General features: G+C 64.3%; 21 protein-coding genes. 11 read left to right on the top strand and 10 right to left on the bottom strand.

Features of this window, described 5'->3' with window-relative positions; genetic code table 11:
- The first annotated feature begins 27 nt into the window (after nucleotides 1-27).
- The 3 genes from BM408_RS17065 to mdtD all read left to right on the top strand — a co-directional run bounded on the left by BM408_RS17065 (nucleotide 28) and on the right by mdtD (nucleotide 2,542).
- Nucleotides 28-429: a bactofilin family protein gene (locus BM408_RS17065; RefSeq protein WP_092131269.1), complete on the top strand. Its 402-nt coding sequence runs from the start codon at nucleotides 28-30 to the stop codon at nucleotides 427-429.
- 176 nt (nucleotides 430-605) lie between these two features.
- Nucleotides 606-971, top strand: coding sequence for an iron-sulfur cluster insertion protein ErpA (gene erpA / locus BM408_RS17060; protein WP_092131267.1), 366 nt, complete (start codon nucleotides 606-608; stop codon nucleotides 969-971).
- A 149-nt stretch (nucleotides 972-1,120) separates the two neighbouring features.
- Nucleotides 1,121-2,542 carry a multidrug transporter subunit MdtD gene (mdtD, locus tag BM408_RS17055; protein ID WP_092131266.1) on the top strand — a complete coding sequence of 474 codons (1,422 nt, stop codon included), beginning with the start codon at nucleotides 1,121-1,123 and terminating at the stop codon, nucleotides 2,540-2,542.
- Between the two features lie 18 nt (nucleotides 2,543-2,560).
- Here the strand turns inward: mdtD and BM408_RS17050 are convergent, their stop codons facing one another.
- Nucleotides 2,561-3,691, bottom strand: a complete 1,131-nt coding sequence (locus BM408_RS17050; protein ID WP_092131264.1) for an anhydro-N-acetylmuramic acid kinase — start codon at nucleotides 3,689-3,691, stop codon at nucleotides 2,561-2,563.
- Nucleotides 3,692-3,804: 113 nt separating this feature from the next.
- The gene (locus BM408_RS17045) at nucleotides 3,805-5,169 is read right to left on the bottom strand and encodes a M23 family metallopeptidase (protein ID WP_092131262.1); all 1,365 of its coding nucleotides are present in this window, start codon (nucleotides 5,167-5,169) and stop codon (nucleotides 3,805-3,807) included.
- Between the two features lie 235 nt (nucleotides 5,170-5,404).
- Between BM408_RS17045 and tyrS the strand changes: the two genes are divergently transcribed.
- A complete protein-coding gene (gene tyrS, locus BM408_RS17040; protein WP_092131260.1) occupies nucleotides 5,405-6,637 on the top strand; it encodes a tyrosine--tRNA ligase in 1,233 nt (410 codons plus the stop codon).
- 98 nt (nucleotides 6,638-6,735) lie between these two features.
- On the opposite strand, the gene BM408_RS17035 is transcribed toward tyrS, so the two are convergent.
- The 6 genes from BM408_RS17035 to BM408_RS17010 all read right to left on the bottom strand — a co-directional run bounded on the left by BM408_RS17035 (nucleotide 6,736) and on the right by BM408_RS17010 (nucleotide 11,476).
- Entirely contained in the window at nucleotides 6,736-7,353 is a 618-nt protein-coding gene (locus BM408_RS17035) for an OmpA family protein (RefSeq protein ID WP_092131259.1), read from the bottom strand.
- Nucleotides 7,350-7,880 carry a FecR family protein gene (locus BM408_RS17030; RefSeq protein ID WP_092131257.1) on the bottom strand — a complete coding sequence of 177 codons (531 nt, stop codon included), beginning with the start codon at nucleotides 7,878-7,880 and terminating at the stop codon, nucleotides 7,350-7,352. The genes BM408_RS17035 and BM408_RS17030 overlap by 4 nt, the downstream gene beginning before the upstream one ends.
- Before the next feature lie 85 nt (nucleotides 7,881-7,965).
- Nucleotides 7,966-8,679: an ankyrin repeat domain-containing protein gene (locus BM408_RS17025; protein ID WP_092131255.1), complete on the bottom strand. Its 714-nt coding sequence runs from the start codon at nucleotides 8,677-8,679 to the stop codon at nucleotides 7,966-7,968.
- A gap of 43 nt (nucleotides 8,680-8,722) precedes the next feature.
- Nucleotides 8,723-9,229, bottom strand: a complete 507-nt coding sequence (locus BM408_RS17020; RefSeq protein ID WP_371327024.1) for a GlcG/HbpS family heme-binding protein — start codon at nucleotides 9,227-9,229, stop codon at nucleotides 8,723-8,725.
- A 97-nt stretch (nucleotides 9,230-9,326) separates the two neighbouring features.
- Nucleotides 9,327-9,968 (bottom strand): response regulator transcription factor, encoded by a 642-nt coding sequence (locus BM408_RS17015; protein ID WP_092131252.1) that lies wholly within the window; start codon nucleotides 9,966-9,968, stop codon nucleotides 9,327-9,329.
- Nucleotides 9,965-11,476: a sensor histidine kinase gene (locus tag BM408_RS17010; protein WP_254774855.1), complete on the bottom strand. Its 1,512-nt coding sequence runs from the start codon at nucleotides 11,474-11,476 to the stop codon at nucleotides 9,965-9,967. The genes BM408_RS17015 and BM408_RS17010 overlap by 4 nt, the downstream gene beginning before the upstream one ends.
- A gap of 57 nt (nucleotides 11,477-11,533) precedes the next feature.
- Here BM408_RS17010 and BM408_RS17005 point away from each other — a divergent pair, with 57 nt between their 5' ends.
- The 3 genes from BM408_RS17005 to dtd are packed head-to-tail and all read left to right on the top strand — an operon-like array spanning nucleotide 11,534 to nucleotide 13,724.
- Nucleotides 11,534-12,448 (top strand): cation diffusion facilitator family transporter, encoded by a 915-nt coding sequence (locus tag BM408_RS17005; protein WP_092131250.1) that lies wholly within the window; start codon nucleotides 11,534-11,536, stop codon nucleotides 12,446-12,448.
- A 59-nt stretch (nucleotides 12,449-12,507) separates the two neighbouring features.
- Entirely contained in the window at nucleotides 12,508-13,275 is a 768-nt protein-coding gene (locus BM408_RS17000; protein ID WP_092131248.1) for a substrate-binding domain-containing protein, read from the top strand.
- The gene (gene dtd, locus BM408_RS16995; protein WP_092131246.1) at nucleotides 13,275-13,724 is read left to right on the top strand and encodes a D-aminoacyl-tRNA deacylase; all 450 of its coding nucleotides are present in this window, start codon (nucleotides 13,275-13,277) and stop codon (nucleotides 13,722-13,724) included. The genes BM408_RS17000 and dtd overlap by 1 nt, the downstream gene beginning before the upstream one ends.
- Nucleotides 13,725-13,782: 58 nt before the next feature.
- Here the strand turns inward: dtd and ybeY are convergent, their stop codons facing one another.
- Nucleotides 13,783-14,238 carry an rRNA maturation RNase YbeY gene (ybeY, locus tag BM408_RS16990; protein WP_092131244.1) on the bottom strand — a complete coding sequence of 152 codons (456 nt, stop codon included), beginning with the start codon at nucleotides 14,236-14,238 and terminating at the stop codon, nucleotides 13,783-13,785.
- Nucleotides 14,228-15,244 carry a PhoH family protein gene (locus tag BM408_RS16985; RefSeq protein ID WP_092131242.1) on the bottom strand — a complete coding sequence of 339 codons (1,017 nt, stop codon included), beginning with the start codon at nucleotides 15,242-15,244 and terminating at the stop codon, nucleotides 14,228-14,230. Before BM408_RS16985 ends, ybeY begins: the two co-directional genes overlap by 11 nt.
- Nucleotides 15,245-15,339: 95 nt before the next feature.
- Between BM408_RS16985 and ruvA the strand changes: the two genes are divergently transcribed.
- From ruvA to BM408_RS16965, 4 genes are all read left to right on the top strand, one after another.
- Nucleotides 15,340-15,912, top strand: coding sequence for a Holliday junction branch migration protein RuvA (gene ruvA, locus BM408_RS16980; RefSeq protein ID WP_092131240.1), 573 nt, complete (start codon nucleotides 15,340-15,342; stop codon nucleotides 15,910-15,912).
- 15 nt (nucleotides 15,913-15,927) lie between these two features.
- On the top strand, nucleotides 15,928-16,995 hold the full coding sequence (ruvB, locus tag BM408_RS16975) for a Holliday junction branch migration DNA helicase RuvB (protein WP_092131238.1): 1,068 nt from the start codon (nucleotides 15,928-15,930) through the stop codon (nucleotides 16,993-16,995).
- A gap of 3 nt (nucleotides 16,996-16,998) precedes the next feature.
- Nucleotides 16,999-17,826, top strand: coding sequence for a hypothetical protein (locus BM408_RS16970; protein WP_092131236.1), 828 nt, complete (start codon nucleotides 16,999-17,001; stop codon nucleotides 17,824-17,826).
- A gap of 82 nt (nucleotides 17,827-17,908) precedes the next feature.
- Nucleotides 17,909-18,355: an energy transducer TonB family protein gene (locus BM408_RS16965; protein WP_175541828.1), complete on the top strand. Its 447-nt coding sequence runs from the start codon at nucleotides 17,909-17,911 to the stop codon at nucleotides 18,353-18,355.
- The last annotated feature ends 16 nt before the right edge of the window (nucleotides 18,356-18,371 follow it).

Genomic DNA, 18,371 nt, shown 5'->3' with positions numbered 1-18,371 from the left:
CGACGCCCTGCCACAGGAAATCCGTTTATGTTTGGAAAAAAGAAGCAGCCGCCCATCAAAAGCCTGATTGCCCAGGGCAGCTGTATTGAAGGCAACCTGAAGTTCACCGACGGCCTGCGCATCGACGGCGAAGTGGTCGGCGACATCCGCGCCGCCGAAGGCAGCTCCAGCATCCTGGTGATCAGTGAATCCGCCACCGTGACCGGTTATATCCACGCCGACCATGTGATCATCAATGGCCGCGTTCTGGGCCCCGTCCATGCCTCCGAACTGCTCGAGCTGCAGCCCAAGGCCAAGATCGAGGGCGACGTGTCTTACAAGGCGCTTGAAATGCACCAGGGCGCCGTCATCTTTGGACAGTTGCGCCCCACCACCCACCCTGAGCTGGAAGAAAAGCCCACGCTCAAGCTGGCGGCCAACAATATCTGAGTGCACAGGCTCAGTTTGGTGAGTGAGTGCTTACAAAGAGGCGGCGGCGCCTAACACGCATGGGCGTTATGGTTGATCGAACTGCTGTAGTATTCGCCCATACCTGCCGCCAGAGCCTGAAAGCTTCGAATCGCGAAGCCCCAAGCTGCGTGATGCCTTGATTATTGGAGTTCCCCATGAGTGCTGTTGCCGAAGTTATCCCTACCGAAATGCCCGCGCCCTTTGTCTTTACCGACAGCGCCGCGTCCAAAGTGGCTGAGCTGATCGCCGAAGAAGGCAATCCCGACCTGAAGCTGCGCGTGTTTGTGCAGGGTGGCGGCTGCTCCGGCTTCCAGTACGGTTTCACCTTTGACGAAATCACCAACGAAGACGACACCACCATGACCAAAAATGGCGTGTCGCTGCTGATCGACGCCATGAGCTACCAGTACCTGGTGGGCGCCGAGATTGATTACAAGGACGACCTCGAAGGCGCCCAGTTCGTCATCAAGAACCCCAACGCCACCAGCACCTGCGGCTGCGGATCCAGCTTCTCTGCCTGAGGCGCATCCGGTGCCCGATTTAAAAGCCGCCCCTGAGGCGGCTTTTTGCTGTCTGGCCTTCTTCTTTGTCTTTTTTGTCTTCTTCGTCTTCTTTGCTTTTCTTCATTTCAACGCGATGAACCATCGTCGCCCTTTCGCATCATTCATTTATGCAAGCTGAAGAAAAATCATTGCGCATGTTGCTGTGGCTGGTGGCCATCGGCTTTTTCATGCAGACGCTGGACGCCACCATCGTCAACACCACCTTGCCGGCCATGGCGCACAGCTTTGGCGAAAGCCCGCTGCGCATGCAGTCCGTCGTGGTGGCGTACTCGCTCACCATGGCCATGCTGATTCCCGCCTCCGGCTGGATCGCCGACCGCTTCGGCACGCGGCGGGTGTATGTGGGGGCAATTTCGCTCTTTGTCCTCGGCTCAATTGCCTGCGCGATGTCCAGCAACCTGATGCAGCTGGTCGCGGCGCGGGTGGTGCAGGGCATGGGCGGGGCGCTGCTGCTGCCGGTGGGGCGGCTGGCCGTGTTGCGCGCCTTTCCGCGCGAGCGCTTTTTGCAGGCCATGAGTTTTATCGCCATCCCCGGCCTGGTCGGCCCGCTGATCGGCCCCACGCTGGGCGGCTGGCTGGTCCAGGTGGCGACCTGGCATTGGGTCTTCCTGATCAACATCCCGGTCGGCTTGCTGGGCGCTGTGGCCACGGTGTTCTATATGCAGGACAACCCCCGGATGAATGTGCCGCGCTTTGACCTGCCGGGTTACCTCTTCCTGGCCTTCGGCATGGTGGCGGTGTCGCTGGCGGTTGATGGGCTGTCGGGCCTGGGCTTGAAGCAGGCCAGCGTGCTGGTGCTGCTGGTGTTCGGCATGGCCAGCCTCACTGCCTACTGGCTGCACGCAGCCAAGCGGCCCGACCCGCTGTTTTCGCCCAAGCTGTTTTCCATTCCCACGCTCAGCATCGGTTTGCTGGGCAATTTGTTTTCGCGCCTGGGCAGCTCATGCATGCCTTTTCTGGTGCCGCTGGTGCTGCAGGTCAGCCTGGATTATTCGCCGCTTCAGGCCGGGATGATGATGGTGCCGGTCGCCGTGGCCAGCATGCTGACAAAACGCGTGACCACGCCACTCATCACGCGCTACGGCTACCGCAAGGTGCTGGTGACCAACACCGCGCTGGTGGGGCTGACGATGGCAAGCTTTGCCTTCATCACACCGGCCCAGCCGCTGTGGCTGCATATCCTGCAGCTGGCCTGTTTTGGCGCGGTCAATTCAATGCAGTTCACCGCGATGAACACCGTCACCCTGCGCGACCTGGACAGCGGCATGGCCAGCAGCGGCAACAGCCTGCTGTCCATGGTGCAGATGCTGGCGATGAGCATGGGCGTGGCCGCCGCCGGTGCGGTGCTGGCCGCTTTCACCGGCTTCTTCGGCACCGGTGAGGCGGTGCAGACGCTGCATTCCTTCCAGGCAACCTTTGCCGCGATGGGGCTGATCACGCTGGCATCGGCGGGGATTTTCTGGCAACTCTCGCCGGAGGTGAGGGCGGTGAAGAAGGCTGAGGTTACCGAGGCTTCCGGGCAGGGGTAGAGCCTGTCTGCTGCCCGCTCAAGCCGGGTAAACCGCCCCCAACACCCTCAAGCCTTTGGCCCCCGTCACACTCGGCAAATTACCGGGCTTTCGTAAAACCACTTGCTGCGCCAGCCAGGCAAAAGCCGCAGCTTCGACTTGCAGGGGCGGCAAACCATGCGCATCGGAGGTGCTGACACGCACCTGGGGCAAGCCAGCCTGCAGGCGCGCCAGCAGGTGCGTGTTGAACGCACCGCCGCCGCACACAATGAGTGACGTGCTTTCTTTTCCGTAGCGCTTCACGCTGTCCACACAGGCGCTGGCGGTGAATTCGGCCAAAGTGTTCTGCACATCTTCGGGCCGCGCCGCCGCGAAAGGCTTCAGCTTGTTGGCCAGCCAGCTCAGGCTGAAAAGGTCGCGCCCCGTGCTTTTGGGGATGGGCTGCGAAAAATAAGGCTCGTCCAGCAAGCTGGCCAGCAACTCAGGCAATAGCTTGCCGCTGGCCGCCCAGGCGCCACCGGCGTCATAGGGCTGGCCGGTGTGCTGTTCGCACCAGGCGTCCATCAGCGCATTGCCCGGTCCGCAGTCAAAGCCCAGCACCGGTGATGACGCTGCTTGTGGCAACACGCTGAGATTGGAAATGCCCCCGAGGTTGAGCACACACACAGTGGCGTTGGTACTGCCAAACACGCCCTGATGAAATGCCGGCACCAGCGGCGCGCCCTGGCCGCCCGCCGCCACATCGCGGCTGCGGAAGTCGGCCGCCACATCAATGCCTGTGAGCTCGGCCAGCAGGGCGGGGTTGTTGAGCTGGAGTGTGTAGCCCGCGCCTGCGGGCTCACCAGACGTTCTCTGGGGCTGGTGACGCACCGTCTGGCCGTGGGCGCCTATGGCCTGTATCTGCGAGGGCTGGATGCCCGCTTGGGCGAGCAGGGCGTGCACGACCTGGGCATACACCGCGGCGACCTGGTTGCCGGCGACGGCAGCGCGGTGCAGTTCGTTGTGGGTGGGGGAGTTCAGCGCCAGCAGCTCGGCGCGAAAAGGGTTGCTGAAGGGTTCGGCGGCGGCAGCAATCACGCGCAAGGCGCCGCCCGAAAAATCCACCAGCACGCCGTCGGCGCCGTCGAGCGAAGTGCCTGACATCAGGCCAATAAAAAGGTTAGCCCCCACGGTCGCTCACTTCGTGTAGCTCCCTGCCCCCCGAGGGGGCCGCCCGCCGTCCGGCCCGGCAAAGCCGGTTCCGCGGCTCATGCTGGTAGGGGAGGCTCATGGCTAGCGCTGTGTTATTCGGCGCGCGTTTGTGTGATTGTTGCGGCTGCAAGCAGTTGGGTCTTCACGCCTGCGGCAAGTTCACGGAAGAGCGGCATGGACGTGGCCGCAACCGGAATGGTCTCGCTCTGCTTGGCGATCATCATCGGGTCCTGGTGGACGCCGTTGACGCGGAACTCGAAATGCAGGTGGGGGCCGGTGGCCCAGCCGGTGCTGCCGACCAAACCGATGGTCTGGCCCTGGCTGACGCTCTGGCCTTTTTGCACCATGAGTTTGCTCAGGTGGGCGTAGACGGTTTCGTGGCCGTTGCGGTGCTTGACGAAAACCACATTGCCGTAGCCGTTCTGCACGCCGGAAAACTCGACGATGCCGTCGCCCACGGTGCGTGCGGGCGTGCCGGTGGTGGCGGCAAAGTCGGTGCCCAGGTGGGCGCGCCATTTTTGCAGGATGGGGTGAAAGCGCATCGAAAAGCCGCTGCTGATGCGCGAGAACTCGACCGGCGAGCTCAGGTAGGCGCGGCGCAGGCTCTGGCCGTCTAGTGTGTAGTAGCCGCCCTTGTTGGCGGCGCCGGTGGCGTCCACGCCCGGAGGCTGGAACCACATGGCCTGGTAGGCCTTGCCGGCGTTGACGAATTCGGCCGAGAGCACGCGGCCGGTGCGCAGTGGCTCACCGTCGGCTTCCAGGCTTTCATAAACCACGTTGAAGCGGTCGCCCTTGCGCAGTGCGCGGCGGAAGTCGATGTCGCTGGAGAAAATCTCGGCGATCTGCACGGCCACGCCGTCGGGGATGCGGGCGTCGTCGGTGGCGGCGAACAGCGATGTCTGGATGCTGCCGCTGGAGAGGCGTGCGTTGGCGACGTAAGGCGCGGTTTCAATGCGCGAGGTGAAGCCGGCCGCGCCACGTTCAACCACGAGGCGCTTGAACAGGGTTTCATCGTCGGTGGGCCAGCGCATGCTGAGCTTGAGGAGTTGCTGGCTATCGCTGGCTTCCACCGTGACGTTCTTGCCGGCGCGGCCTGCGAGCAGCGTGCGGGCGTTGGCGTCGGTGCGCAGGAAGGCCGCTGCCGCGCTGTCGTCGATGTTCAGGCGCTTGAGCAGGGTGTCGGCGGTGTCGCTGCTGCGGGTGCTTTCGGTGCGCGACAGCTTGAAGCGGAAATCGCTCAGCAGGTCGGCCTGGGCTTGCGTGGGCAGGGTCTCGACGGCTTCGAGCACCTGGCGCACCGGCAGGAGAGCGGCATCAGGGGCGAGCGGCGCGACGCCGAAGGCGGTGACACCTGTGCCCAGCAGCAGGACTGCGAGGGTGGCGGCGACCCGCTTGGGGTGGCGGCGAAGGCTGTCGGCGACGGGGGTGAGGATCTGGGAGGGTTCTGGCAGGCGCAAAGCAAAATTCCCAACAAAAGTGCATCGGGCGCTGCGGGAGCACCGGACTGCTGTATAAAACATGGAGAGCTTTGATGGCCAGCCTTGCCCTGCATAAGGGGTGGGGTGGGGCCGGAGCCATCCAGACGATGTGGTTCCAGATCAGCAATTTGCAGGCCAACTAAAATGGCTCGCCTGATGCAGGAGAGCCGCCAGTATATCTGTCGGACAACCGCCCGACATGTGAAAAACCCTTATGAATCAAGCGCTTGTTACAAAATACCCCGTCACCGACCGTGTAAAGATGGCCCTCGCAACCACCCTGCGGGGCTGCGAAGAGCTGATTCCCCATGACGAATGGTTACAGAAATTGGCCAAATCCGAGGCCACCGGCGTGCCGCTGCGCGTCAAGCTGGGGCTGGATCCGACCGCGCCTGACATTCATGTCGGCCACACCGTGGTGCTGAACAAAATGCGTCAGCTCCAGGATTTGGGCCATACAGTCATTTTTCTTATAGGCGACTTCACCAGCCTGATCGGCGACCCGTCCGGGCGCAACACCACCCGCCCGCCGCTCACACCCGAGCAGATCAAGGTCAATGCAGAGACCTACCGCGCCCAGGCCGACAAGATCCTGGACCCGGCCAAGACCGAGCTGCGCTACAACAGCGAATGGAGCGAGCCGCTGGGCGCTACCGGCATGATCAAGCTGGCTTCGCACTACACCGTGGCCCGCATGATGGAGCGCAACGATTTCAACGACCGCTTCAAGGCCGGCACGCCCATCAGCGTGCACGAGTTTTTGTACCCGCTGATGCAGGGCTACGACTCGGTCGCGCTCAAGAGCGACCTCGAGCTCGGCGGCACCGACCAGAAGTTCAACCTGCTGATGGGCCGTCACCTGCAGCAGGAATACGGCCAGGAGCCGCAGTGCATTTTGACCATGCCACTGCTCGAGGGCCTGGACGGCATCGAGAAGATGTCCAAGAGCAAGAACAACTACATCGGCATCAGTGAGGACGCCAACACCATGTTTGCCAAGGTGCTGTCGATCTCCGACGTGCTGATGTGGAAGTGGTACACCCTGCTGTCCTTCAAGAGCGAAGCCGACATCGCCGCGCTGAAGGCCGAAGTGGAAGGCGGGCGCAACCCCAAGGATGCGAAGGTCGCGCTGGCCAAGGAAATCACCGCGCGCTTTCACTCGGCTGCCGCAGCCGACGCCGCCGAGCAGGACTTCATCAACCGCAGCAAGGGCGGTGTGCCGGACGAGATTCCCGAGGTGTCGCTGACAGGCGCGCCCATGGGTATTGGCGCGCTGCTCAAGGCCGCGGGCCTGGCGCCTTCGGGCAGCGAAGCCACGCGCCTGATCGACGGCGGCGGCGTGCGGGTTGATTCGAGCGTGGTGAGCGACAAGGCGCTCAAGCTGGCGGCCGGCACCTATGTGCTGCAGGTCGGCAAGCGCAAGTTTGCGCGCGTGACGCTGGCCTAAGGCCGGTTTAAAGCTGGTCTGACGCCGGCCGGCCCACGGCCCGCTATCTTTTCAGGAGCTGCTTGCGCTCGCCCTGATTGGGCTAGAGGGCTTTTCGATCAGCGAACTTCAATGGTGACGCGCCGGTTGCGCGGTTCATCGACTTCATCGGCGGTCGGCACCGCCAGTTCACGTTCACCGCGCCCGGCGGCTTCGATGCGCGCCGCAGGAAACTGCCGGTCCGCAAACATCTGCCTAACCTGCTGCGCCCGCTGGGCCGACAAGGTGTCGTTGCTGGCGCCGGAACCCACGCTGTCGGTGTGGCCGGTGATCACCATGTCGCCGCCGCTGCGGGCCAGCGCCGCGGCCAGCACTTCTTCCAGCGTCTGCTGCGACTCGGCGGTCAGCACCGTGCCGCCTGCGTCGAAGTACAGCGTGTAGTGCTGCGCCTTGGGCGGCGCCATCTCAAATAAGGAGCCGTGCTCGGCCTTCACCTTGGCCGGGTCGGCCTGGTCCAGCGCCGGCGCGCGTTCCGCGCCCAGTGCGGCCGTGGCGCGGTGGTAGGGTTGCGACAAGGTGGTCTCTGCACCGGCACCCGCCTTGGCGCGCACCACCACGGCGGACGGCGCACCACCTTCTTGCGGCAGCAGCACTACACGCGTGCTGGGTGTGGAGCATGCCGCCAGCAACAAGGCCAGCGCGGCAACTGAAAGAGGGTAAAAACGGCCGGCGCTCATGGCTGCTCGTCCGCCTGCACGATGAAATCCGTTCCGCGCACGCCGACAAAGGCGAACTGCGTTTCGACACGCACCGCTTCAGGGTGCGACTTGCCCAGCAGCCCGGTGATCATGCGCAGCGAGCCTTTGAGCAGCGAAGCCAGCAGGTTGCCGTCATGCGTGGTGGCGTCAAAGCTGAAGGCCTTGAGGTCCAGCTGTGACGACGGTCCGACCACCAGCGTGGTGCCGTCGCGCAGCACCACGCTGGCGGCGGAGTCGGGTCCGGTCGTGATGCGGCCGCCCGGCAGCAGCAGGTCGCCGGCCTGGGCAGGCCGTGCTACGGCGTTGGCCTCGGGGCCCTGTACTTGCACATTGCCTTTGAGTGTTTTGACAAAGCCGGCCTGCCGGGGGGGCTGCACGGCAGGCGATGCCGGTGTTGGGGCGGTTGCTACAGGTTCCGGCTGAGAGGCTGTTGCGGGGGCTTGCGCCTGTGCGGTGACGGCGGTCAGTGCCAGCACCGAGGCTACGATCAAATGCGGGTAGGTCATGGGTTGTGCTCCGGCGGCCATTGTCGCATCGGGCCTTGAAGCCGCCCGCGTAGACAAGGGAAGCCCACGCGCCCTGACCCCGCCCCTAGCGGGCGCCTGCCTTGGTCAGCATCTGTTCCATCTCACGGTAGCCGCGCGCCTTCGCCAGCTGCAAAGGCGTGTTGCCCTGCCGGTCGCCCAGCTGCAGGTTGGCGCCCGCAGCGATCAGCGCGCGCAGGGTTTCCTGGTGGCGTGGCCCGCCGTCGCCCAGCACCACGGACTCGATCGCGGCTGTCCAGTGCAGGTTGTTCACATGGTCAAGCGGGGCCCCGGCAGCAATCAGCTGCTTCACCACGCCCTCATGGCCCAGGTGCGCCGCCGCAATCAGCGCCGTGCCGTCATAGCGGCTGGTCACCAGCCGGGCGCTGGCGCCCGAGGCGAGCAGCACGCGCAGGGTTTCTTCATCGTCGGCCACCGATGCCATCGTCACGCCGTCGTACCTGTGCTTGTCCAGCAGATTGATGTCGGCGCCGGCCCTGACCAGCGCACGAATCGCCTCGCGCTGTTTGGCAAATACGGCAACGTGCAGCGGCGTGCGGCCGTTGCCGTCGCGCGCGTTGAGGTCGGCTTTGGCTGCGGCAAGCCGCTCGATCTTGGCCACGTCGCCTTTTTGCGCGGCGGCATGCAGGCCGGTATAGGCCGCTGCCTCCGCTGCGCTGGGAGCCGTCTGCGCCATGGCTGGGTGGCTGGCTACAGCGGCAAAACCCAGGGCGGCCGCGGCCACAAGGTTCCGCCATGGATGAAGAGATGTCCTGTTCATGGTGCTCTCCTTGAGTGCGTTGCGTACTTGCTTGTTGACCTGCTTACTTGAGCTGGTCCTTGACCTTGTCGAGCGCAGCCATGGCGCATTGTTCGTCGAGGTGGCCGCCTGGCGCACCACCTATGCCCACAGCGCCAATCACTTCATTGCCCACTTTGACCGGCACACCGCCGCCCAGCAGCAGGTAGCCGGGGATGTTCACCAGGTTGGCTGCGGCCGGGTTCTTTTGCGCACCCTCCATCATGGCCAGCGTGGTGTTTTTGGCGGAGGCGGAGGTAAATGCCTTTTGCTGGCTGGCGGCCAGTGTGTGCGGGCCGGCGTTGTCGGCACGCTGCACGGCGCGCACGGTGCCCGCGCGGTCCACCACCGTGGCGGCGACGGCATAGCCGTTGGCGGCACAGGCGGCCACGCTGGCAGTGGCGATCTGGTTGGCCAGCTCGAGAGACATGTTTTTCTCGATACGCACAGACTGGGCATTGGCAGCCGCAGCCACGAGGGACAGGGCAAGGGCGGAAATCTTGATGGCGTTGCGCATGATGTTGTTCTCCATAAATTCTTTGGGAAACGGTTCAATCAACCGTAGGAGAACTTTAAAAATTCGCGGCCGTCTTGCCCATTCGTAGGGCTACGCCAATCACTCCGTATAACTACGGAGCGGCGTCCACCAGCGCGGCATACTGGCGAATCAGCTGCGCCAGCGACTCGGCTTCAAGCTTGGCAAACAGGTTGGCGCGGTGGGTTTCCACCGTGCGCGGAGAGACATCCAGCGCGCGGCCGATTTCCTTGTTGGTCAGCCCTGAAACGATGAGGCCCAGCACTTCGCGTTCACGCTCGGTCAGCTGTGCAAACCGCTGCTGCGCATCCCTGTCGGCCTTGTTCCGTTCGCGCGACTTGACGTGCTGGCGCACGGCGTTTTGCAAGGCTTCCAGCAGTTGCTCGTCGTTGACGGGCTTTTCCAGAAACTCTGCCGCCCCGGACTTGAAAGCGCGGCGGCACATTTCCACCGTGCCGTGGCCGGTCAGCATGATGATGGGCTGGTCCACACCCTGGCCGATCAGCGTGTCCAGCACCGTCAGGCCGCTCACGCCAGGCATGCGCACATCCAGCACGATCGCGCCTATGGTTTGCCGGTCGAAGCCGTCTACAAAGGCCTGCGGATCGGCCCAGGGCTGCACGCGCAGGCCGACTGTGCCTATGAGCAGGGCCAGGCCGCTGCGCACGGCTTCATCGTCGTCAATCAGGTGGATGAGGGGAGACAGCGTTGCCGCTGCGGGGCTTGCCTGGCTCATGATGCCGCTCCTGTGGACCCTGCGGCAGCGGAGGCCAGCGGCAGGCTCAGCTGAAATTCAGCGCCATGCGGCGGCGCATTGCGCGCCGTCAGCGTGCCGCCCATATTGCCGGCCAGGGTCTCGCACAGGCTGAGGCCCAGGCCGAGACCCTTGTCCCGTGTTGTGAAGAAGGGCTGAAAGATATTCGGCAGCAGTTCGGGCGGTATGCCGGGGCCGCTGTCGCGTACGCTCAACACGCCCTGGCCCTTGTCTTCGCGCAGCGCCAGGGTCAGCTTGCGCTGGGGCGCCGCCACCTGTTCCAGCGCCTGCAATGCGTTCATCAACAGGTTGTGGATGACTTGCTCCAATGCCACCGGGTCCGCCAAAACAGCATGCGGTTGCCCGGCCTGCTCAAGATCGGGTTGTGCAACACCGCGGCGTTTGAATTCCGGCTCCAGCAGGTACAGCGCGTTGCGCACCGCTTGCTGCAGCAGCACCGGCTCGATGGCTCCGGCCGGCCCAGGCCGCTCTATGGCGCGGCGCAGCCGCCCCACCACCTCAGACGCGCGCCGTGCCTGCTCAACCGCCTGCCGCATCGCGTCGCGCGCCGTGGCAAGTTCGGGCGGGTCGTCATCCAGCAGGCGGCCGGCCGCCTGGGTATTGGCCAGCACGGCGGTCAGCGGCTGGTTCAGCTCATGGGCCATACCGGCAGCGAGCTCGCCCAGCGAGTTCAGGCGCGCGACTTGGCCCAGGCGCAGCAATTCCTCCGCCCGCCGGCGCGCCGCGCGCTGACCCAGCACTGTCATCCAGGTTCCCAGCAAGGCGGCAACCAGCACGGCCCAGGCCAGCATTTCGCCCCACGGCAGTTCAGACCAGCCGACCTCGCGCGTAGCCACCACGTCAAAAGGCTGGCTCTCAGAGGCCAGGTGTTTTTGAAAGTCAAAGCGCCAGCCTGAGCCGTCGAGCTTCCCGGGCTGGAGCAGAAAGCTCTGGCCGGCGTAGTCCAGGCTGACGCGCACCGGGCTTTGCTCCGGCGCCATGGGCCAGTCGCTCCAGGGGACGGTGCTGCGCAGATCGATCAGCAAGGCATGGCTGGTGGGGTGGGCGCTCAGCACCAGCTGGTAGCGGCCTTGGCCGAAGTCGACATCGGCCAGCTCGGCATGCCGGCTTTGGCGGGACTTTTCTTCGGCAATGCGCAGGTTGTCCCGCGGCCAGGAGGCGCCGGGATCGCGCCGTTGCGCTTCAAGGATTTGGGGGTAGACCGAGACCAGGCGTTGCTCCGGCTGGGCGGACGGTGAGGCTTCGCGCTGGGGCTGCAGCAGGGCCAGCGTGGCCATCATCGCGTCATGCTGCACCACGCGCTGGCTGAGCAGCCGGTGGGCGATGCGCATGTCGGTGTCAAACGCATCGCGCAGCTGGGTCAGTGCCAGGCGCTCCATCACCACGCAGCCCAGGGCCGTGATGAGGCACCAGGCCAGGAGCCACCACCACCGGTGTTTCAGCGTGTTCAGCATGCCGCATTTTTGCATGGCGGCCTACCGTTCCGGTGTTGCCATCTGAAACCACGCCTCGTTCACAATAGCGCTATGAGCCCTCTTACCCTTCAGGCCCTGACGCCGCAGCGTTTGCTGATGGCCTCCGTGCTTGTCGCGGTGATCACCATTACGCTCAAGACCGCGGCCTGGTACATCACCGGTTCCGTGGGCCTGCTGTCTGACGCAATGGAGTCTTTTGTCAATCTGGCCAGCGCGCTCTTCGGGCTGGCCATGGTCACGATTGCGCAGCGCCCGGCGGATGACGACCACCCCTACGGCCATCACAAGGCCGAGTATTTCTCGTCCGGATTCGAGGGCGCGTTGATCGTTGGCGCGGCGGTGGCCATCATCTGGGCCGCGGGCCACCGCGTGCTGAATCCGCAACCGCTGGAGCAGCTCGGCTGGGGTCTGGTCCTGTCCATGGCCAGTTCGGGGCTCAACGGCCTGCTGGCCTGGGTCATGTTTCGTTCGGCCAAAGTTCACCGCTCGATTGCGCTCGAAGCCGACGCCAGGCACCTGATGACCGATATCTGGACCTCGGCCGGCGTGGTGCTCGGCATTGGCCTGGTCATGCTGACGGGCTGGCTGTGGCTGGACGCTGTTGTGGCGATTGGCGTAGCGCTCAACATCCTGTGGGAAGGCGGCCAGCTGGTGTGGCGTTCCTCGCAGGGTTTAATGGACGAAGCCGTCGAGCCCGAGGTGATGGCCGAGATTCAGAAGACGCTGGAAGGCTTTGCCCACCCCACCATCCGTTTTGACCACCTGAGCACGCGCCGCGCCGGCCAGCGGCGCTTTGTCGATCTGCACATGCACATGCCGGCCAACTGGTCGCTGGGGCGTGCCGCAGCGGTACGGGGCAGCGTTGAGCAGGCCCTGATGAGCGCCGTGCCGGGCCTGCGTGCCACCATCCAGCTGCTGCCCAGCGATGTGGAAGCCCACTTTGACGATGAGGCCGACCTGATCTGACGCCGGATAGATGCCGACGCCCCATAATTTGCCAGCCCCTTGATTACCCAGGAGTTTTCATGAAACGCACCTTGCTTCTCGCCCAGGCCTTTGCCGGCCTCCTGATCGCCGCCACGGCAACCGGCGCTGCCGCGCACGACGCCCACGTCGCCGTGCTCAGCGCCGGCGCCATTGAGCCCGGCCTCAAGGCCGCGGCTGCCGCTTTTGAAAAGCAGAACGGCCACGCCGTGAAGATCACCTTCAACACCGCGCCCGAGCTGAAAAAACGCATGGACAGCAACCCGGCGTTTGACGTGGTGATCGCGCCGCCTGCCGTCATCGGTGAATTCGCCGCCGCCGGCAAGCTGGCCGAAACCCGCGCCAATGTCGGCCGCGTCGGCATGGGCGTGGCGGTGCGTGATGGCGCGCCGGCGCCAGACATTTCCAGCGCGGATGGGTTGAAGCGCTCGGTGCTCGCGGCAGACTCGCTGGTGTTCAACCGCGCCTCTACCGGGCTCTACCTGGAAGGCCTGCTCAAAAAGATGGATGTCTACACGCAGGTGGAAGGCAAGACCACGCGCTACCCCGACGGCGCCGCAGTGATGGAGCATGTCATCAAAGGCAAGGGCAACGAGATCGGCTTCGGCGCCATCACCGAAATCCTGCTGTACCAGGGCAAGGGCCTGAAGTTTGTGGGCCCTGTGCCGGCCGAAGTGCAGAACTACACCTCCTACACCGCCGCCCCGCTGGCGTCAGGCAAACAGCAGGACCTGGCCCAGCAGTTTGTGAGTTTTCTCTCAGGCCCCGTGGGCAAGCCGCTGTTTGTCGCGGCCGGCGTGACTGACTGATGAAGGCGGTGCTGCAACGCGTGGCCGAGGCCCGCGTGGTGATTGCGGGCGAGACTGTGGGCCAGATTGGCGGCGGGCTGCTGGTGCTGGTGTGCGCCGAGCGCGGCGATGCTGAAGCGCAGGCTGACAAGCTGCTGGCCAAGATATTGAAGCTGCGGATCTTCTCGGACGACGCCGGAAAAATGAACCTCTCAGTGCAGGACGTCAAAGGCGGCCTGCTCATCGTGAGCCAGTTCACACTCGCCGCCGACGCGTCCGGCGGCAACCGGCCGAGCTTCACCGGTGCGGCCGCACCTGATGAAGGGCGCAGGCTCTACGACTACTTTGTGGCCCAGGCCCGGGCCTTGCACCCCGAAGTGCAAACCGGGCAGTTTGCCGCCGACATGAAGGTGCACCTGATCAACGACGGGCCGGTGACGATTCCGCTGCAGGTCGCTGCGGGCGCCTGATCAGGTTTTTCTCAAAACAGCCGCGCTGTTGATTCGGGCGCCGCTTGCGCCCGGCGACTCAGCGGTAAGGGTTCTTGAACCCCAGCCCCGCCAGGATGCGGATTTCCTCCGCCTCCATCGCCTCGGCGTCTTCTTCGCCGGTCTCATGGTCCCAGCCCTGCGCATGCAGCGTGCCGTGCACCAGCAAGTGGGCGTAATGGGCCTGTAGCGTCTTTTTGTTCTCTTTCGCCTCTTTGGCCACCACCGGCGCGCACAGCACCAGGTCGGCCGTCACCACAGGCTCAGCGCGATAGTCAAAGGTCAACACATTGGTGGCGTAGTCGCGCTGGCGGTAGTCGCGGTTCAGCGTCTGGCCTTCTTCGGCGTCCACGATGCGCACGGTGATCTCGCCGTCGACCTCAAGCGCATGGCGGATCCAGCGGGCCACGCTGTGGCGCGGCAAGGCGGCGCGGTGCCGCGCGGCGTCTTTCAGCTCACCAAACTGCAGCGACAGGCTGAGCTGCTTAAGAGCCATTGCGGCTCCGGGCGCTGGCGCGGCGCGCCGGGGCGGCCGGCTCGGCGAGGCTGTCATCCGCCGCGGCTGCGGCGGCACCCGGCGACTTGTCATAGGCATCCACAATGCGCGCCACCAGCGGGTGGCGCACCACGTCGGCGCTGGTCAGGCGGGTGATGGCGATGCCTTTGACGCGCTTGAGAACGCGCTCGGCATCCACCAGGCCGCTCAGCTGCGTGCGCGGCAAATCCACCTGGCTCACGTCGCCCGTCACCACCGCCTTGCTGCCAAAGCCGATGCGGGTCAAAAACATCTTCATCTGCTCGGGCGTGGTGTTTTGCGCTTCGTCGAGGATGACAAAAGCATGGTTCAGCGTGCGGCCGCGCATAAAGGCCAGCGGGGCGATCTCGATCTGCTGGCGCTCAAAGGCCTTCTGCACGCGCTCAAAACCCATCAGCTCATGCAGTGCGTCGTACAGCGGGCGCAGGTAAGGGTCTACCTTCTGGCTCAGATCGCCCGGCAAAAAGCCCAGGCGCTCGCCGGCTTCGACCGCCGGGCGCGTCAGCACGATGCGCTGCACCGTGCTTCGCTCCAGCGCGTCGACCGCGCAGGCCACCGCCAGGTAGGTCTTGCCGGTGCCGGCCGGGCCTATGCCGAAAGTGATGTCGTGCGTGGCGATGTTTTCCAGGTAAGTGCCCTGGTTGGTGGTGCGGGCGCGCAGGTCGGCGCGCCGGGTAGAAAGCGCCATGCCGCCGTCCGGCGCGGTGCTGAGCGCCGTGTCGCCGGCCAGCATCAGCTGTACGGTTTCAGGCTCGATGGGCCGCTGGGCGATTTCGTACAGGGCCTGCAGCACCTCCAGCGCCTGGGTGGCCCTCACCTTGGTGCCGTCGATCTTGAACTGCTCAAAGCGGTGCGCGATCGTGACGTCCAGCGCCGCCTCGATGGTGCGGATATGGCTGTCCATGGGGCCGCACAGGTGGCCCATGCGGGTGTTATTGGGCGGCGTGAAGGTATGGCGAAGGATCAAGGCGGTGGGTTTCCTGAAAAATAGGCGGGTGACGGCCGTAAAAACGCAATTGTCCGCCCAAATAGCTGCCTGCGTCTGACTGATAAGATTTGCCCATGATTGGAAGACTCTCTGGCCAGCTGGCCGAAAAAAATCCCCCGGAAATCCTGGTGGACTGCAACGGCGTCGGCTATGAAGTGCTGGTGCCCATGAGCACCTTCTACAACCTGCCCGCTCTGGGCGAAAAAGTCAGCCTGCTGACGCATTTTGTGGTGCGCGAAGACGCGCAAATCCTCTACGGCTTCGGCAGCGCCACCGAACGCGCGGCGTTTCGCCAGCTCATCAAGATTTCCGGCGTGGGCCCGCGCACCGCACTCAGCGTGCTCAGCGGCATGAGCGTTGAGGAACTCTCGCAAGCCGTCACCCAGCAGGAAGCCGGCCGCATCATCAAGGTGCCCGGCATCGGTAAAAAAACCGCCGAGCGCCTGCTGCTCGAACTCAAAGGCAAGCTGGGCGCCGACATCGGCATCCAGGTCAGCGTCGCCAACGACGCCCAGTCCGACATCCTGCAGGCCCTGGTGGCGCTGGGCTACAGCGACCGCGATGCGGCGCTGGCACTAAAGGCACTGCCGAAAGATATTGGTGTGAGCGACGGTATCAAGCTGGCGCTGAAGGCTTTGGCCAAATAATTGCGATAAGTCAGCATGAGCATACAAACGGACGACTTCTCTGCAGGCGACTTCCCGCCCGCCAAGCGCGTGATGTCGGCCGCGCCGGCCTCACCGGGCGAGGAAGCGATCGAGCGCGCCTTGCGCCCCAAACTGTTTGACGAATATGTCGGCCAGACCAAGGTGCGCGACCAGCTCGAAATCTTTATTGGCGCCGCCAAAAAGCGCAGCGAGGCGCTGGACCATGTACTGCTCTTCGGCCCGCCCGGCCTGGGCAAAACCACTTTGTCGCACATCATTGCGCACGAGCTGGGCGTGAACCTGCGGCAGACCTCCGGCCCGGTGCTGGAAAAGCCCAAGGACCTGGCGGCGCTGCTCACCAACCTTGAGAAGAACGACGTTCTTTTCATCGATGAAATCCACCGCCTGAGCCCGGTAGTCGAGGAAATCCTCTACCCCGCGCTCGAGGATTACCAGATCGACATCATGATCGGCGAAGGCCCGGCGGCACGCAGCATCAAGCTCGACTTGCAGCCCTTCACGCTGGTGGGCGCCACCACACGCGCCGGCATGCTGACCAACCCGCTGCGCGACCGTTTTGGCATCGTTGCCCGGCTGGAGTTTTACACGCCCGACGAGCTGGCCCGCATCGTCAGGCGTAGCGCCAAGCTGCTGAATGCGCCCATGGACGAAGAGGGCGGTTTTGAAATCGCCCGCCGTTCACGTGGCACGCCCCGCATCGCCAACCGTCTGCTGCGCCGCGTGCGTGACTATGCCGACGTCAAAGGCAGCGGCCATATCTCCCTCGATATCGCCAACAAGGCGCTGGCCATGCTCGACGTGGACCCGCAGGGCTTTGACGTGATGGACCGCAAACTGCTGGAAGCCGTCATTCACCGCTTTGACGGCGGCCCGGTCGGCCTGGACAACATCGCCGCCAGCATCGGCGAAGAGCGCGACACGATTGAAGACGTGATCGAGCCCTACCTGATCCAGCAGGGTTACCTGCAGCGCACACCGCGCGGGCGCATCGCCACGCTGGCCGCCTATCGCCACCTGGGCGTGGCGCCGCCGGCCAACGGCAACGACATGTTTACACCTTGAGCCATGGGGCAGTGGGTCGCCAAATCGGCCGCGGCTGATCCCGGAGCCGCCTGGACGAACACCAGCGCGGAACAACAGTTTTTCAACTCGGTGCTCCTCGGCGTCACGGTGGCCGTTTTGCTGGCCTATGCATTGAGTACGGTGGTGTTTGGCTACGTGCCCGTCTTGTTGCCGGACGGTTTTGTCACACTGCAGGGGATTCCTGCACGGATCATGGCAACCGGTTCGCTGGCGCTTGCAATGGGCTGGGGCTCCCATCTTGTGCAGCGCCATTGGTCGGGCGCTTCTGCCGTGAATTGCAGTTCGTTTCGCCGCTGGTGTTACATCGCCACGATCCTCTGCTGGGGCGCCGTTTTACCGGCGGGGGAACTTAATCTGGCCACTTCGCCGCGATGGGCGGGCCTGGCGCCGTCGTCTGAGGCGTTGTTCTGGCCCTTACCCCGAGTGTGGCGTGAGCTGCTGCCGTTGGGCTCGAGCCGCGTTACCGGAAGTCTTTTTCCGGCGGGCGCCGCCGCTTTCGCGCTGGCCCTGCTGTTTGTCAAGGTCATCAAATGGCCGCGGGGCTTTCTCTTTTGCGTGGGCGTGACCTTCTGCGTGGTCGGGTTTTATTTTCTGGGGGAAGCGGCGTTTGAGTATGGCGCGGCGCGCGGCCTGCAAGGTGTCATGCCGGATTTCCCCCGGGAATGGAAGGCAAACCCTGGCCATTACAACGCCTGGAATTTTCTGTCGTGGCTGACTGCCCTGACCAGCCTGGCGTACGGCGCCGTATTCATGTCCTGTTCATTCATCATTCAGGCGGATGCTCTTGACGCGATTGCCGCGCGATCATGATGCCCTCCATTCATTGACTTTCAAGGCGGATTCTCAAATGCCCTTTTCACGCCCATTTTCATTACGGTGCCTATTTCTTGTGGTGGTGACCTGTTTTCTGGCCGGCTGCGCCGGGCCGGCGCCGGGGCCGCGTACGCCCAATCCGGCCGTGCCTTTGGCCTCTACTTCCAGCCTGCCGGAATTTCCGGAGCTCTTCCGGCAAATGGGCAAGCTCTATGCCGACCACCCGCAGGCGCCGAAGATGCTGGACGGTGACGGCATGGGGCAAAAAATTTCCGTCGCGCGTGTGCGCAAGCCCGGGGCCCTCGAGGCGCTGCAGGCTTACCGCGCGCAGGGCGTACACGGCCGCGTGGTGGTGATTTCGCTGGTGGATGCCGAGGGCAAGCTGATCGATGCACGCGTGTTGTCATCCACGCATGCCGAGCTCAATGAGGCGGTGCTGCAGTCGGCCCGCGAGGCTGAATACCGCGGCGGGCGCGTTAACGGCACACCGGCGCCCATGTATGCCGTGTACGGCGTGAACTTTTAAGCGCGTTTAGAGCGTC

This window comes from Polaromonas sp. YR568, from assembly GCF_900116715.1.
In the GTDB taxonomy this organism is placed as follows: domain Bacteria; phylum Pseudomonadota; class Gammaproteobacteria; order Burkholderiales; family Burkholderiaceae_C; genus Polaromonas.
The sequence above is the reverse complement of the archived record's forward strand: the minus strand, read 5'-3'. Positions and strand labels throughout refer to the sequence as shown.

Bases quoted from the DNA above. Each gene is read 5' to 3' on its own strand.
- BM408_RS17065 (WP_092131269.1), top strand. From the start codon at position 28: ATGTTTGGAAAAAAGAAGCAGCCGCCCATCAAAAGCCTGATTGCCCAG.
- erpA (WP_092131267.1), top strand. From the start codon at position 606: ATGAGTGCTGTTGCCGAAGTTATCCCTACCGAAATGCCCGCGCCCTTT.
- mdtD (WP_092131266.1), top strand. From the start codon at position 1,121: ATGCAAGCTGAAGAAAAATCATTGCGCATGTTGCTGTGGCTGGTGGCC.
- tyrS (WP_092131260.1), top strand. From the start codon at position 5,405: ATGAATCAAGCGCTTGTTACAAAATACCCCGTCACCGACCGTGTAAAG.
- BM408_RS17035 (WP_092131259.1), bottom strand. From the start codon at position 7,353: ATGAGCGCCGGCCGTTTTTACCCTCTTTCAGTTGCCGCGCTGGCCTTG.
- BM408_RS17030 (WP_092131257.1), bottom strand. From the start codon at position 7,880: ATGACCTACCCGCATTTGATCGTAGCCTCGGTGCTGGCACTGACCGCC.
- BM408_RS17025 (WP_092131255.1), bottom strand. From the start codon at position 8,679: ATGAACAGGACATCTCTTCATCCATGGCGGAACCTTGTGGCCGCGGCC.
- BM408_RS17020 (WP_371327024.1), bottom strand. From the start codon at position 9,229: ATGGAGAACAACATCATGCGCAACGCCATCAAGATTTCCGCCCTTGCC.
- BM408_RS17015 (WP_092131252.1), bottom strand. From the start codon at position 9,968: ATGAGCCAGGCAAGCCCCGCAGCGGCAACGCTGTCTCCCCTCATCCAC.
- BM408_RS17010 (WP_254774855.1), bottom strand. From the start codon at position 11,476: ATGCAAAAATGCGGCATGCTGAACACGCTGAAACACCGGTGGTGGTGG.
- BM408_RS17005 (WP_092131250.1), top strand. From the start codon at position 11,534: ATGAGCCCTCTTACCCTTCAGGCCCTGACGCCGCAGCGTTTGCTGATG.
- BM408_RS17000 (WP_092131248.1), top strand. From the start codon at position 12,508: ATGAAACGCACCTTGCTTCTCGCCCAGGCCTTTGCCGGCCTCCTGATC.
- dtd (WP_092131246.1), top strand. From the start codon at position 13,275: ATGAAGGCGGTGCTGCAACGCGTGGCCGAGGCCCGCGTGGTGATTGCG.
- ybeY (WP_092131244.1), bottom strand. From the start codon at position 14,238: ATGGCTCTTAAGCAGCTCAGCCTGTCGCTGCAGTTTGGTGAGCTGAAA.
- ruvA (WP_092131240.1), top strand. From the start codon at position 15,340: ATGATTGGAAGACTCTCTGGCCAGCTGGCCGAAAAAAATCCCCCGGAA.
- ruvB (WP_092131238.1), top strand. From the start codon at position 15,928: ATGAGCATACAAACGGACGACTTCTCTGCAGGCGACTTCCCGCCCGCC.
- BM408_RS16970 (WP_092131236.1), top strand. From the start codon at position 16,999: ATGGGGCAGTGGGTCGCCAAATCGGCCGCGGCTGATCCCGGAGCCGCC.